This is a genomic window from Phytopseudomonas argentinensis (assembly GCF_900113905.1).
In the GTDB taxonomy this organism is placed as follows: Bacteria; Pseudomonadota; Gammaproteobacteria; order Pseudomonadales; family Pseudomonadaceae; genus Aquipseudomonas; species Aquipseudomonas argentinensis.
In genome coordinates, this window is the sequence record NZ_FORC01000004.1 from 546,052 (window position 1) to 559,600 (window position 13,549).

The following is a 13,549-nucleotide window of genomic DNA, read 5'->3' on the forward strand; positions in this document are numbered from 1 at the left end:
TTTCAAATATGAAAACCGCATAAAATCGCTATAAACAATCGATTAAAACGATCATTTACGCATGCTCACTTTCTGCGCAGGCTCCAGTGAATAACGCTCACGCGCATAGGCTAGGTAGTACTTGTTGACGGCATTGACGTAGCTGACCACCCCCATGCCGAGTTCTTCCATGGCTACGCGCTCGACCTGAAAGAACCACTGGTCCGGATTGAGACCGCGTCGCCGCGCCTCGGCACGCAGGCTCTGTACCCGCTGCGGGCCAAGGTTATAGCCCGCCAGCACGAACGCCATGCGCTCGCGCTCGTTAAGCCGCGGGCTGTTGAAGAAGCCACGGCGGATCTTGGCGAGATACTTGGCACTGGCCTGCACGTTGTTCTCGACCCTGGAAATGTCGTTGATGCCCACGCTACGCGCCGCCGCCGGCGTTATCTGCATCAACCCGGTCGCCCCGCTGCTGCCCCGTGCCGTGGGATTGAGCGTCGACTCCTTGAAGGCCAGAGCCGCCAGCGCCAGCCAGTCGAAGTCGTTTTGCTCGGCATAGCGCTGCAGCACCGGCCGCACGCGTTCCAGACGTTGGCGTTCGGCACGGCCCATGGGCGAATGCACCTTGTATAGGCGCCGGTAAACGCGCTGGAAGGCAGCATCCTGGTCGTCGGGTACCCGATAGCTCTCCAGGAAACGGTCGACACTGGCGCTCAGCAGCGGCGCATCGCGCCGCATGTACCAGCGCATATCGCCCTGATCGTCGAGCACCAGATGGCGGTCGATGCGCAGCTTGGGCATCACCTTGGCCCAACGCTCGGCGATGTGCAGCTCAACGGCGGTGAAGTCGAAAATTCCGGCCTGAACCATTTCCAGCACGTCTTCGACCGCCAGGGTCGGATCCACCCATTCGACTACGATGGGCTGCAGCTTGCGTGCTACGAGCTTGCGATTGATCTCGTGCAGCGCGTCCTTGGCAATGCTCCCAGCCGGCAACGACAGGCTGCGCCCGGCCAGTTGCTCCAAGCGCTGATAACGGCGGTTGCCCTGGCGGGCGACGATCACCACCGGTACGTCACGGCGTATTGCCTCACTGGCGAGCAGGTTACCGCCGCCCGGGTTACCAAGCAGCTCGCCGGGCGCCACAAGATCCCCCTCGCCGCGCTGCAGGGCGGCGAGCAATTGATCCTTGGCTTTGGGAATGATGCTGAGACGCAGGTTGCGGCCATCCCGGGCATTGCGATTGAGGTATTGCTCCAGGGCCCGCAGGCGCTGGTATTCGACGCCGATACTCTGCCCTTTGACTTCACCAGAGCTGTTACGGCTCTGGTTGACCAGCACTCGCAGCTCCCCACTGTTGCGAATGCCGGGCAGATCCCGCACCGCGGCGGGTTTGCTCACCTCCACCGGGCCGGCAATGCGCGCCACTGCCGGCAACGGCAGCGAAAGCAGCAGGCACAGGATAAAGAGGACGCGCAATATCGATGCTCCAATAGCGGAAGCCGGCTGACAGCCGGAGGCGGTGATTCACAAGTGGAGGGTCAAGCGTGGCATAGCCATCGTTCTGACACCATCAGTTGCTTGTTTACTTCATGAATCAGCCACAAGTTTTTGTAATTTTTGCATTTTTATTCGCTACAACAAGCTCTGTTATGCTGCGCAACTCCAGTTTCACAGGGTCACACCATGCAACTCATCGACATCGGCGTCAATCTGACCCATGCAAGCTTCGACGAGCAGCGCCCGGCATTGCTCGAACGCGCCTTTAGCGCAGGCGTTTGCCAGCTGGTGTTGACCGGCACCAGCCTGGCCGAAAGCGATCACGCCCTGAGCCTGTGCCAGCAATTGGACCCGCAGGGTGACCGACTTTTCAGCACGGCCGGCGTGCACCCGCATGACGCCAGAAACTGGAACAGTGACGACACCCGGCGCCTGCGTGCCATCCTTGCCGAGCCCCCGGTGAAGGCAGTAGGCGAGTGTGGCCTGGACTTCAACCGCGACTTCTCACCACGCCCGCTGCAGGAAAAGGCCCTGGAAGAGCAGTTGAGCCTGGCGGCCGACCTGCAGTTGCCGGTGTTCCTGCACGAGCGCGATGCACACCCGCGCTTCGTGCAGATCCTGCGGGATTACCGTGATCGCCTGCCGGCAGCGGTGGTGCACTGTTTCACCGGCGAGCAACGGGCATTGTTCGACTACCTGGATCTGGATCTGCATATCGGCATCACCGGCTGGATCTGCGATGAACGTCGTGGCGCGCACTTGCACCCACTGGTCCGGGATATTCCGGCTGGCCGCTTGATGCTGGAAAGCGACGCGCCTTATCTACTGCCACGCACCTTGCGGCCAAAACCGAAGAACGGACGCAACGAACCCGCTTTCCTACCGCACGTGCTGCGCGAGGTTGCCCTGCACCGCCAGGAGTCGCCGGAACAGGTGGCCAGGCAAAGCACTGCATGTGCCCGGGCATTCTTTGACCTGCCGGCCATCGCCGAGCCGAGCGACGAGGACCAGGAAAATGCACGCGAGTCCTCAAGCCAGGCTGATCGACGCCGTTAACCTGTCTGCAACCGCGCTGCTTCGGAGCCAGGGTAGCCAACTCGTCGACTGCCTTTGACTCATATCAAGGGATGGTCACTTTGCCCGTGAAAGAATAATGGCGCCTTGCCAGCATTCCATTCATGTCGAGAGCAAAAAAACATGCCCGTCTGGATTCGCGATATATCTCTGAAACACAAGTTCTGGGCGGTGAACGCCGTCGCCTTCGTCACCACCCTGCTGCTCGTGCTGTTCGCCATGCTTCAGGAGCAGGACACCTTTGCCGAGGCGGCCCGCGCCGATGTCCAGAAACACGCGCAGCTGGTCGCTGCCTGGCCAGCCGCCCAGGCACTGCCTGCCAGCGCCGGCTTGATCGCCTTCAAGCCCGGGGAAACGCCCAGGCTGCCCGGCGATGCCGATGCCGCAGCGCTGAGCAACGGGCGCGGCTGGGTCGCGCTCGAACACGACGGTCTGTTTGGCAGCGATCCGCTGCTCGGCGCGCAGATCGTCGAGCGCGCTGCCGACCAGCGCGTCGCCGTACTCGCCGTCGGCCGCAGTCTGGCCCAGGTATTCACCGAGCGGGCTGGCAGCTATGCCCTGGCGGTCGCCGTGCTGATGCTGGTCCTGCTCGCCGCCTCGCAACTGCTGATCCGCTTCCTGCTCACCCACCTCAACACCTTGAAGGACGTCATGTTGCATGTCGAGAAGCACGGCGACCTGTCGGCCCGCGTGCCTCTGCAGAGCCGCGATGAGGTCGGCCAGATGGCCAGCGCTTTCAATGCCATGCAGGACGGTTATCAGCGGGTGGTCGGCGCCGTCATCCAGGCCGCTTCTCGGCTCGACGAGGGCACGGCGCGTCTGGCGCAAAGCATGAAGGACGTTCGCCAGGGCATGCTCGGCCAGCAGAGTGAGACGGATCAGGCCGCCACCGCGATCAACGAGATGTCCACCACCGTTCACCATATCGCCGAGCATGCCGCCAGCACACGCGACCAGTCGCAGACTGCCGACCAGTTGGCCGGGGCCGGACGAAGCGTGGTCACGCGCGTCGTCGACTCCATCACCGGGCTTTCCAGTGGGGTGCAACAGACAGCGACCATGATCGAGCAGGTGGCAGCCGACAGCCAGAAAATCAGCAGCGTGGTGAACGTCATCCACGGCATTGCCGAACAGACCAACCTGCTGGCCCTCAATGCGGCCATCGAGGCGGCGCGGGCCGGCGAGATGGGCCGCGGTTTCGCCGTGGTGGCCGATGAAGTGCGCAACCTGGCCAAACGGGTGCAGGACTCCACCGACGAGATCACCAGCATGATCGGTACGTTGCAGGCGGGCACCCGTGATGCGGTGGAGTTCATGCAGGAAAGCACGCTAAAGGCCGACGATTGCGTGCGCGCCGCCCACGAGGCCGGCGATGCGCTGGCGGCGATCACCGGCGCGGTGGCGCAGATGCGCGAGAGCAATACGCAGATCGCCGTCGCGGCGCAGCAGCAGAGCCAGGTAGCCGAGGAAATGACCCGTTCGGTGATCGGCATCCGCGACGTTACCGAGCAGACCGTCCAGCAGACAGTGGCGTCGGCTACCACCAGCAGCCAGTTGGCAGAGCTGGCCGGTGAGTTGTCGAAAGCCATCCGCCAGCTCAAACCCTGAGGCCTGCCAGCCTGGTCAGATAGTAGAAACCCTATCTGCGGTATAGGGCGGTTCAATTCGCCGCAGCGCAGCGTGCGCCATAGACTGGCTCCATCTGATGCAGGAGACCGTCCATGAGCACGCAAGCCGCCACCCTCGCCCACCACAACGAAACGCTCGACCTGCCGATGCTGGCCATCGCCATGCCCCTGCTCCTGGTATCTCTGGTTCTCGCGGGCAGCGGTTCTGGCGCCCTGGCCCTGGTGCTGTCAGGCCTGGGCGCGATTGCCGCCTACGCTTTGGCGCGACAGGCGCTGCTGGGCAGCGATCAGTCGAAAACCGTTACCGTCTGACGGCTGATGGCCAGCAACTGGCCTTCGGCACTCCACAGGGCCGCGGCCACGTGCCCATAGCCATCCCGGGCGTGTTCGATCTCGGCGCGGTACAGGCACCACTGCTCGGATGAAATCTTGCCCAGCGGCTGGATAAATTCGATGGTCCAGGTCAGCGAACTGCCGGGTGCTGGCTTGTCGAGCAGCGATAGCACTGCCGGCGGCCAGGCATCGACCAGACCAAGCAGGTGCGCTTCATCGAGGATTTCGACGCGCTGCTGGTCGCGAAAACGCACCCAGCCGCCCATCTCCCGTGACGGGTTACCGCTGAATGGCAGGCCGCCCAGGCCCCAGCGCAGCACCAGATGACGGGTGAATTCCGGGGTAACCTGGGGGATGTAGGGTAACTCCTGGCTTTGCTCGGGCGCCTTTATCACGGGTGCCGGCAGCGCCGGCACGCTGATCGAGGAGCTGCGCGGCGTACCGAAACTGCCCTGTATCAACGCCACCACCTGGCCATTCTGCACGGCACGCCCCAGCACCTGGCTGACCGACGAGCCCGCACGCAACACCTCGGCCTCGAAGCTGGTGGCGATCCCCGGCGTCACCGGCGCGACGAAGGTGATCGCCAACGACCGCGGTTGGCGGTCAGCCGGTACCTTGCCGCGCATCACGGCATAGATCAACGCCGCCACCACGCCGCCGAAGCTGGCACGGCCCTGGCCCCAGTCAGGCGGAATCGACAGCGCCTCGGGTGTGCGCTGCACCTGCTCCAGTAGCTCGAAGAAATCCATGCTCACCTCCCTTGTCATCGTATGGATGGTAAGAGACGAGCCGCGCTACTGCGAGCCCGGCGCATGCGGCAGATCGGTCATTGTCGGGGCTCGAGCGCTGCCAGCAGGCGTGCCTGGATGGCCTGCGCCGAGCACTCGGCGGCCTGCATCGAATCGCGCCAGGCGGGGATGAAGCCGCGCAGATCGGGCTCGCGCTCGGCGGTCGCCAGCCACTGCAGGTGGTCGTGCCAATCACCGAGCACCGCCTGACCTTTCTTGAGCAGCTTCAATTGCGCAGCCGACAGCGCTGAAAGCTGCGGATAAGCCTCGGCTGTGTAACGCACACGCTTGATCAGCAGGCGCACGCGGTGGCGATCATGCTCGGCATCGCCCAGGGCCTCGACCAGCTTGGCAAGCTGCTTGCGCAGGTAGCGTCGGACCTTCTTGTGCAAATCCTCGAGTTCACCACTCGCCTGCTGGGCAGCCAGCTCCCGAGGCCACTCGTCGAGGGCGCGGAACAGGGCAGGCAACGCGCGGCTATTCAGCACCAGTGCATCACCCTTGCGGCGCTGCGCCAGGCGTCGCTGCGCGGCGGCATGCTCACCGCCGGCGCGCAAGGTGCCGATCAGCACCTCCAGGTCCCGCAATGGACCTGTCAGGCGCCCGAGCTCGGCTGCTCGGTTCTGCAACGGATCACTCCCGGCAGCGCCCTTGAGCGGCTTGAGCAGGCTCCGCAAACGGCGCAGACAGACCCGCAGATCATGCAGCGCCTCGTCATCGGTCTGCGCCTGCAGACGCTCGCGGCAAGCATAGAGCGCAACCTCCAGGCGCAGCACTTCGCTGCGCAACGTACCGACAAAACCACTCATCACGGAACTCCTGAATAACCGTTCAAGGGGATCGGCTCCAGCGCCAGGGCAATTGGCGGCGCAGCGCGTTCAGCTGTTGGAGCAGCGCCCGGGGGGAAATGTTCTGCCCCGCGTAACGCTGCGTTTCGAAGGCCTGCACGAAGGCCAGAATGGTCTGTGCCTGGGCGGGCAATGCTTCGCCAGCGCGCTGGGCGAAGGCCCGTGGCCCCTCCCCAGCATGGCGTCGCACGCCATGCTGGGCCAACAGCTGCTCGAAACGTTGAAAGAGGCGCAGCAAGGGGTCGCGCTCGACCCGCCATGGTTTGAACAGCCACAGCGACAGCAGGCCAAGCAATAACCCGCCACCGCCCACCAGCGCGAGGATCAGCCGCCCTGCGTCGACCTGGCCGAACCAGCGCTGCAACAGCTCGAACTGCTGGGCGCCCTGGTAGCCCAGCACCCAGCGCTGCCAACCGTAATTGAGGTCGTCCCAGGCCAGACGCAGCTCGTTGAGCCAGGTCAGATTGCGATAGCGCAACGGTGAAAAGGGCGAGTCGGCAAGAAAACTCTGCTCACCTGCCAGTGCTTGTTCGAGCCCTTGCTCGATACGCTCGGGGGCGACCTGAAAGGTCGGATCCACGCTCGTCCAGCCCTTGCCCGGCTGCCAATACTCGACCCAGGCATGGGCGTCGAACTGACGAACCTGCACGTAGCTGCCATTGCCACTGAGTTCGCCGCCCTGGTAGCCGGCCACCACGCGACTGGGGATGCCGGCCGCGCGCAGCACGAAGGTCATGGCGCCGGCGTAGTGGGCGCAAAAGCCGCTGCGGGTATCGAACAGGAACTGGTCGATGGAGTCGTCACCCAAGGGGGTCGGCGTCAGGGTATAGACGTAGGGCTGGTGATTGAAATGGCTGAGCAGCGCCTCGACCAACTGCTCATCCTGCGGATACCGGCTGCGCAGTTCCTGGGCCCAGGCGCGGCTGCGCGCATCGCCCTCACGGGGCAGGCGCAGCAATGCCTGCATCCTGTCGGGCGGCGCCTGCGGCTCGCGTAGCGCGTCAGGCCAGGAGCTGACGTCGTAAAGCAGCGCTCGATCCACCGGGCGATTGCGCTGCAGACGGAAATCACCCATTTGCCGCGTGCCCTGCAAGTCGATGCGGGCGACGTCGAGGGCGAACAGCCATGGCCGCGTGGTCGGCTGCATCACCACACTGTAATGCAGCGCCTCGCCGCGCGGTTGCCATTGCGGCGCCGGCGAAAACTGCTCACCCGCCGATTGCGACCAGCGCCGGCCATCGAAATGATCGAGCGTCAGCGCTCGCCAGTACAGCTCGTTGCGTGCCGGCACCCGGCCCTCGAAACTGGCGCGAAAGGCCAGCTCGCTGGAACGGGTCAGCTCGGCGATATCGCCGGGCGCCATGCTATCGGCTAGCCCGGTGACCGCGCCGCGTTCGTTGGGCACCGGCAACGACCACAGTGGCCCGAGGCGCGGGAAGAACAGGAACAGCAGGAGCATCAGCGGCAGCGCCTGCAGTAGCAGGCTGGCCGACAGACGCAGCGTGCGCCAGGGCCGGGTCGCCGTGCCGCTCTGCTGCAAGCCGATCAACGCGGCGAGCAAGGCACACACCGGCAACAGGCTGAAAATCGCCACGAGCATGCCGTCATCGAACAGATAGGCGGTGACAACCACGAAGAAGCCAAGAAAGATCACCACCAGCGCGTCGCGGCGAGTACGCATTTCCAGCAACTTGAGGGTGAACGCTGCCACCAGCAGCACCACCCCGCCATCCAGCCCGACCAGGGTGCCGCGGGACAGAAACACCCCAGCCGCCGCCAGAGCGATCAACCCGATGCGCACGACGAGGCTGGGGTAGCCGGCACGCATGCGCAAGATCTGGACGCGCCACAGCGCACAGCCCAGCCACAGGCCAATCACCCACCCCGGCAGGTGAGAGACGTGCGGCAGAATCACCAGTGCCTGGGCGACCAGTAGCCAGGTCAGGCTGATGCGCGGGATACCCGCGACGGTGCTCATGCACCACCGCCATGCAGCGCCAGCGCACGCAGGCACTGCTCGCGGTGGCGCTCACCGATGGCCACCGGCAGCGACTCGTTCGGCAGCTGCAGGGCGAACGGCTGCTGACGTTCGGAGAGCACCAGCACCCAGTGGCAGAGCAGCGACAGCCGACTTTCCCGATCGCCGCTGAGCACGTCGAAATCCAGCAGCAGGTCACGGCCCGTCTGAGCGGCAAAGTCCTTGACCAGCAGACCCTGGCCTCGCGAATAGGCCTTCCAGTGCAGGCGCCGGCGCGAATCCCCCGGCTGGTAGGTTCGCAGCCCCTGGAAGTCATCGCTGCCCCGCCCCTGGCTGATCAGCCCCGCCTGCTCGTCGTCCTCGCTGCCGCCGCGCGCCAGCGGCAGCTCGCCCTCCAGTGGCCGCGGGTAGACCAACACCGCCTGATCGAGATCGACATGGCTCCAGGCGACCAGCAACCCCAGGGGAAAGCGGCTCTCCACCCGCAGGCGCCCGGGGTGAAGCCAACCGCGGCGCTCGGTTTGCAGGCCCAGCTCGCACTCCACAGAGCCTTGCGCGGCAACATCCTGCTGCTGCAGGTCGGCCGGTGGCCAACCCAGCGCGATGGCCTCGTGGGCCCGGCTGCGACTTTCCAGGCGCACCCGCAGGCGCGCCGCTTCGCCGGCGAACACTGCGCCGACGCTACCGGCATGCAGCACCAGCCCGGCCAGGTTGCGGTAGGTGTGCAGGATGGTCACCACGAAGACCGAGCCAAGCAGGAAGGTCAGCCCGTAGGCCAGGCTGTTCTGGTAGTTGATGGCGGCGAGCAACATCACCAGCAAGGCGAACAGAAACGCCACGCCCACCCGGGTCGGCAGGATGAAGATCCGCCGCTGGTTGAGCTGAACGCTGGAGGCCGCCGGAATCCGCCTGGCCAACCAGCGATTCCAGTGTTGCCTGAAAGCACCGGTCAAAGTACCGGCACCTCGCGCAGCAGCCACTGCACCAGGGCGCCACCGCCGTGGCCGGCAGGGTCTGCCTGATCACGCAAGCGGTGCCCGGCCACTGACGGCAGGACGGCCTGCACGTCCTCGGGGATGACGTAGTCACGCTCGGCCAGCAGCGCCCAGGCGCGCGCTGCCGCCAGCAGCGCCAGGCTGCCGCGCGGCGACAGGCCCCAGGAGAACTGCGGCTGGGTACGTGTGGCTTCGACCAGGCGCAGCACGTAATCGACCAGCGCATCGCTGACGCGCACCTTGGGCACTTCGGCCTGCAGCTTCGCCAGTTCGGCGTGATTGAGTACCGCGTCCAGTGTCGGCAGTACCGAGCGGCGAGGCTCACCCAGCAGCAAGGCTTTCTCCGCCGCGCGGGCCGGATAGCCGAGCGACAGGCGCATCAGGAAGCGATCAAGCTGAGATTCGGGCAGCGCAAAGGTGCCGCTTTGGGTGATCGGGTTCTGGGTGGCGATGACGAAAAAGGGATCCGGCAATGGCCGGGTCGCGCCCTCGATGGTGACCTGGCCCTCCTCCATGGCCTCGAGCAAGGCACTCTGGCTTTTCGGCGTGGCGCGGTTGATCTCGTCCGCCAGCACCAGCTCGGCGAATACCGGGCCGGGGTGGAACAGGAACTGCCCGCTGTCCTTGTCGAATACCGAAGTGCCGAGAATATCGCCCGGCAGCAGGTCGGAAGTGAACTGGATGCGCTGGAAGCTCAGCCCCAGCACCTTGGCCAGGGCGTGGCTGAGGGTGGTCTTGCCCATGCCGGGCAGATCCTCGATCAACAGATGACCGCGGGCCAGCAGACAGGTCAGGGCCAGGCGCACCTGCGCCTCCTTGCCGAGCAGCACCTGGTTGATGGTATCCAGGCAGGCGTCCAGTTTCGTGTGCATCGTCCACTCCTCATGCAAGTGGCTCGATGCTACTGACCTGATCGCAGCGGGCAAAGCGTTACGTAATGTTTGCTGACGAAACTGTGCCTGGCGCCGGGGCCCTGGGAAAGAATTGCGATCGGCTCGTCAGTTTTCGTTAAAGCCGAAAATGTCCGGCCATGCCCTGCAACTCACGACCAAGTTCGGCCAACTGCTGGCTGGAATCGGCATTCTTGTCCATCGCCGCCGCCGATTCCTCACCTAGGTCGCGGATCGACGTCACGCTGCGGCTGATATCTTCGGCCACGGCGGTCTGCTCCTCGGCCGCGGCGGCTATCTGCTGGTTCATGCCGTGGATCACCGACACGGCTTCGGTGATACCGGTCAGGGCCTGCTGGGTATGCCGGGCATCCTGCACCACCTGCTCGACCAGCCCGTCGCTCTGGCGCATATCGCTGACCGATCGACTGGCGCCTGCGCGCAGCACGCCAAGCAGGCCTTCGATTTCCTCGGTGGACTGCTGGGTACGCCTGGCCAAGGCGCGCACTTCGTCGGCAACCACCGCGAAGCCGCGCCCCTGCTCGCCCGCCCGCGCGGCTTCGATCGCCGCATTGAGCGCCAGCAGGTTGGTTTGCTGCGCCACGCTCTTGATGACCTCCAGCACCGCATCGATATGCCGGGTGTCCTGGCTGAGCTGTTCGATGCCCTGGCGCGTCACCGCCATGGCCGCGACCAATTGCTCGATGCGCTGCAGTGTTTCCCGTACCACCGCACTGCCCGCGGCGACCCGCGAGTCGGCCTGGGTGGTAGAGGCTGCAGCCTGCTCGGCATTCTGCGCCACCTCATGCACGGTCGCGGTCATCTGGGTGATCGCCGTTGCGACCTGATCGGTTTCCTCCTTCTGGCCGTTGACCGCCTGGCGGGCCTGCTCGGTGACAGACGAAAGCGTCTGCGCCGAGGTGGACAGCTGTGCCACGCCATTCTGCAGGCGGGCGACCATGCTGCGCAGATCCCTTGACATGCCCTGCATGGCCAGCAGCAGCTGGCCGATCTCGTCACTGCGTTGAACCTCGATTTCGGTGCTCAGATCCCCGGCGGCGATGCGCTGGGCCACCACGGTCACCTGCTTTAGCGGACGCACGATCACCCGGGCGATGATCAGGGTTGCCAGCAGGCCGACCAGCAATGCGGCGGCGGCGGCGGCGAGGATCAGCTGCACGCTGCTGCGCACGCGTTTGTGCACGGCTTCCTTCTGCGCACCGTAGATCTGGCCGACCCGGGCAACCACCTGGTCGGCGCGCTCGAGCAACTGTGCATGCTCCACCCCTTGTTGCTGCAACAGCCCGGTGTACTCCTGCAACCGCTGGTTGAAGGAGTCGATATTGCCCACCACCTCGGCAAGTACCGCACGCGATCCCGGATCAGCCAGGGCGTCGCGCAGTGCGGCGGCCTGGCTCTGGGCATCGAGCGCCTCCTGGATAGTGGCTGTCGGTACTTCACCACTGGTGCGGCTGTTTTCCAGCAGTACCCGCGCCTGTTCCAGCGCCTGCAGAAGCAGGACGTGAACCTTGCCAATCTGTCCGGCCTGAGTGATTGCATCGGCGCCCTGGTTGCCCTGACTCTCCTTGAGCGCATACACGCCGTCCTCGGCCAGCCCATCCTTGAGCAGATCCAGGCTGTTGGCAGCGCCCACTACCAGCCACTTCGCGGCATCCAGCGCCAGACGCATGTTGTCGCTTTGCGACACATAGCGGTCGAACGCCTGCACGTACCCGGCAATGTCGCCGTCGACCTGCTGCAAGCCATCATGCTCGCTGCCGGTAACCTCCTCGCCCAGTTGTTCGACCTGCTCGCGAATGGCCTGGGCCTGTTCGTGCAGGTGCTGCGTGTGCGCGGCATCGCCAGTGATGATGAACGCCTGCTCGGTGCGGCGCATTTGCGCGACTCGGTCATTGATGTCGCTGAAGCGTTCGAGCAGCGAGAACCTGGCGCCCACGTCATGCAGGGCGAAGAAACCGGTGGCGGCCACCACCAGGGTAAGCAGTAGCACCACGCCAAACCCCAGGGACAATTTGACCGCTGTGGCGAGACTGGCCAGTGAGCGTAGAGAAACCATTGCCGACCCCCTCGAGTTGGGCAAACGCCCGCAGGAAGCAACAGTGAAACAGCGCGTTGATGGCGACAAGCCAGTAACGGGCTGGCAGGTGGTTTTAGCTAAAGCAGCGTCGTTTTCAGGATATCGCCGATTGCCGGATAAACCTTAGCAGGACAGTAGCGCAAAGACATCATCGCATGGACATTGCTGCCATCGGTCTGCGGGAAGTCTGCAGCATCCTCCGTCTCGCCCCCTTCTGGCCTACCTTGTCTGGCAACAGGCTACCTCGCGGCTTGCGGATGGCCTGCCGACGAACGCCGAGACTTCACTGAGATGGTCGGCGCAAGCAGGGGCATCGTCTGACCGGAGACCAGCCTGACGGTAGCGAGCAGCAAAGCCTGCGGCAGGCCAACCACGATTGCCGAGTTGACTGTCGGAATGCTGCTAGCAGGTTGACCGTGAAGCCATCGCGCCGCCCATCCCAGAGCGGACGAACACTGGCGTATAAGCGGTTGCTGGGAGCTCAGAGCGGGCGCTGCAGGTCGAAGGTATCGCGTGTCCGGCTATAGGCGGTGCCGCCTAGACGCCCGACCAGGTCGAGGCGCTGCGGATCGATCCGCCCTTTCTCGTTGAGCACCTCGTCACTGATATGCGCCAGCAGCACCTCGGCGAAGATCAGGTGGTGGTTGGGCTGTTGTTGCGGGTAACCCATGATCTGTGCGACCCGGCATTCGAATGCCACCGCCGCGCCCCGTACACGAGGCGGAGCAACCCGGGTGGCGGCGATCGAATCGATACCGCAATGGACGAATTCGCTGGTACTGCGCGGCAGGATCGCCGCGCTGGCGTTCATCGCCTCGGATTGCGCGAAGGACACCAGGTGGATGACCAGCTCGCCGGTTTCCTGGGCATTGCGCAAGGTGTCCTTAAGCGCACCGTCGTCACGCATTCCGATATTCACCAGCAAGGTGGCCGGCTCGTCGCTGATCACCTGAAAAAAACTGAAGGGCGCCAGGTTGGTCACGCCCTCCGCCGAGATACTGGACACCCAGGCGATGGGCCTGGGCGTGACGGTCGAGGCAAGCCAGCGGTATCGGTCCAGCGGCGTCAGGTCAGCGAAATCGAGCAGCATTGCAATCTCCGGCATTCAGGCTGCCGCAAGCTTAACCCAATGTGCAGTTAGCGACCCGCCCGGGACTCGCGAATATAGAATCGGGCCTTCTCCGACTTGTTGGTGCAACCGCGATAGGCCTCGAATTGCTGCTGGGTTTTCGCGGCGGTCATCAGCGAGGCCGCCTTGGAATAGCTCACCGTACCGGCAAAGCCCTCGGCTTTGGCCAGGTCGAGCTCCTGCCAGGCGGCATCGAGTTGGGTCGCGCAGCTGTCGCGGTACGAAGTGGTCGCAGAGCAGCCCGCCAACAGCGCAATTGGTAAGAGAATCCAGGCTTTCATGTCGCATACTCCAGAGGTTGGC

General features: G+C 64.6%; 12 protein-coding genes. 3 read left to right on the plus strand and 9 right to left on the minus strand.

Annotated features, from left to right (window positions below; genetic code table 11):
* Window positions 1-51 precede the first annotated feature (51 nt).
* Entirely contained in the window at window positions 52-1,464 is a 1,413-nt protein-coding gene (locus BM154_RS20360) for an MltF family protein (protein ID WP_074888545.1), read from the minus strand.
* 204 nt (window positions 1,465-1,668) lie between these two features.
* Here BM154_RS20360 and BM154_RS20365 point away from each other — a divergent pair, with 204 nt between their 5' ends.
* From BM154_RS20365 to BM154_RS20375, 3 genes are all read left to right on the plus strand, one after another.
* The gene (locus BM154_RS20365) at window positions 1,669-2,538 is read left to right on the plus strand and encodes a TatD family hydrolase (protein ID WP_074888548.1); all 870 of its coding nucleotides are present in this window, start codon (window positions 1,669-1,671) and stop codon (window positions 2,536-2,538) included.
* Between the two features lie 141 nt (window positions 2,539-2,679).
* Window positions 2,680-4,164, plus strand: coding sequence for a methyl-accepting chemotaxis protein (locus tag BM154_RS20370; RefSeq protein WP_074888551.1), 1,485 nt, complete (start codon window positions 2,680-2,682; stop codon window positions 4,162-4,164).
* A gap of 113 nt (window positions 4,165-4,277) precedes the next feature.
* Complete coding sequence (locus BM154_RS20375; protein ID WP_074888557.1) at window positions 4,278-4,496, plus strand: hypothetical protein; 219 nt, start codon at window positions 4,278-4,280, stop codon at window positions 4,494-4,496.
* Here BM154_RS20375 and BM154_RS20380 read toward each other — a convergent pair.
* From BM154_RS20380 to BM154_RS20415, 8 genes are all read right to left on the minus strand, one after another.
* Complete coding sequence (locus tag BM154_RS20380) at window positions 4,472-5,269, minus strand: acyl-CoA thioesterase (protein WP_074888560.1); 798 nt, start codon at window positions 5,267-5,269, stop codon at window positions 4,472-4,474. The two genes, BM154_RS20375 and BM154_RS20380, sit on opposite strands and share 25 nt — an antisense overlap.
* A 77-nt stretch (window positions 5,270-5,346) precedes the next feature.
* Window positions 5,347-6,117, minus strand: a complete 771-nt coding sequence (locus tag BM154_RS20385) for a CHAD domain-containing protein (protein WP_074888562.1) — start codon at window positions 6,115-6,117, stop codon at window positions 5,347-5,349.
* 22 nt (window positions 6,118-6,139) lie between these two features.
* Window positions 6,140-8,134, minus strand: coding sequence for a transglutaminase TgpA family protein (locus tag BM154_RS20390; protein WP_074888565.1), 1,995 nt, complete (start codon window positions 8,132-8,134; stop codon window positions 6,140-6,142).
* Window positions 8,131-9,087, minus strand: coding sequence for a DUF58 domain-containing protein (locus BM154_RS20395; protein ID WP_074888568.1), 957 nt, complete (start codon window positions 9,085-9,087; stop codon window positions 8,131-8,133). The genes BM154_RS20390 and BM154_RS20395 overlap by 4 nt, the downstream gene beginning before the upstream one ends.
* Window positions 9,084-10,001, minus strand: coding sequence for an AAA family ATPase (locus tag BM154_RS20400; RefSeq protein ID WP_074888571.1), 918 nt, complete (start codon window positions 9,999-10,001; stop codon window positions 9,084-9,086). Before BM154_RS20400 ends, BM154_RS20395 begins: the two co-directional genes overlap by 4 nt.
* A 136-nt stretch (window positions 10,002-10,137) precedes the next feature.
* The gene (locus tag BM154_RS20405) at window positions 10,138-12,096 is read right to left on the minus strand and encodes a methyl-accepting chemotaxis protein (RefSeq protein ID WP_074888575.1); all 1,959 of its coding nucleotides are present in this window, start codon (window positions 12,094-12,096) and stop codon (window positions 10,138-10,140) included.
* 502 nt (window positions 12,097-12,598) lie between these two features.
* On the minus strand, window positions 12,599-13,207 hold the full coding sequence (locus tag BM154_RS20410; RefSeq protein ID WP_074888579.1) for a flavin reductase family protein: 609 nt from the start codon (window positions 13,205-13,207) through the stop codon (window positions 12,599-12,601).
* Window positions 13,208-13,254: 47 nt separating this feature from the next.
* The gene (locus tag BM154_RS20415; RefSeq protein ID WP_013791667.1) at window positions 13,255-13,527 is read right to left on the minus strand and encodes a hypothetical protein; all 273 of its coding nucleotides are present in this window, start codon (window positions 13,525-13,527) and stop codon (window positions 13,255-13,257) included.
* Window positions 13,528-13,549 lie beyond the last annotated feature (22 nt).

Coding starts and splice junctions, on each gene's coding strand:
- BM154_RS20385 (WP_074888562.1), bottom strand. CDS start 6,117: ATGAGTGGTTTTGTCGGTACGTTGCGCAGCGAAGTGCTGCGCCTGGAG.
- BM154_RS20365 (WP_074888548.1), top strand. CDS start 1,669: ATGCAACTCATCGACATCGGCGTCAATCTGACCCATGCAAGCTTCGAC.
- BM154_RS20400 (WP_074888571.1), bottom strand. CDS start 10,001: ATGCACACGAAACTGGACGCCTGCCTGGATACCATCAACCAGGTGCTG.
- BM154_RS20375 (WP_074888557.1), top strand. CDS start 4,278: ATGAGCACGCAAGCCGCCACCCTCGCCCACCACAACGAAACGCTCGAC.
- BM154_RS20410 (WP_074888579.1), bottom strand. CDS start 13,207: ATGCTGCTCGATTTCGCTGACCTGACGCCGCTGGACCGATACCGCTGG.
- BM154_RS20370 (WP_074888551.1), top strand. CDS start 2,680: ATGCCCGTCTGGATTCGCGATATATCTCTGAAACACAAGTTCTGGGCG.
- BM154_RS20415 (WP_013791667.1), bottom strand. CDS start 13,527: ATGAAAGCCTGGATTCTCTTACCAATTGCGCTGTTGGCGGGCTGCTCT.
- BM154_RS20405 (WP_074888575.1), bottom strand. CDS start 12,096: ATGGTTTCTCTACGCTCACTGGCCAGTCTCGCCACAGCGGTCAAATTG.
- BM154_RS20390 (WP_074888565.1), bottom strand. CDS start 8,134: ATGAGCACCGTCGCGGGTATCCCGCGCATCAGCCTGACCTGGCTACTG.
- BM154_RS20380 (WP_074888560.1), bottom strand. CDS start 5,269: ATGGATTTCTTCGAGCTACTGGAGCAGGTGCAGCGCACACCCGAGGCG.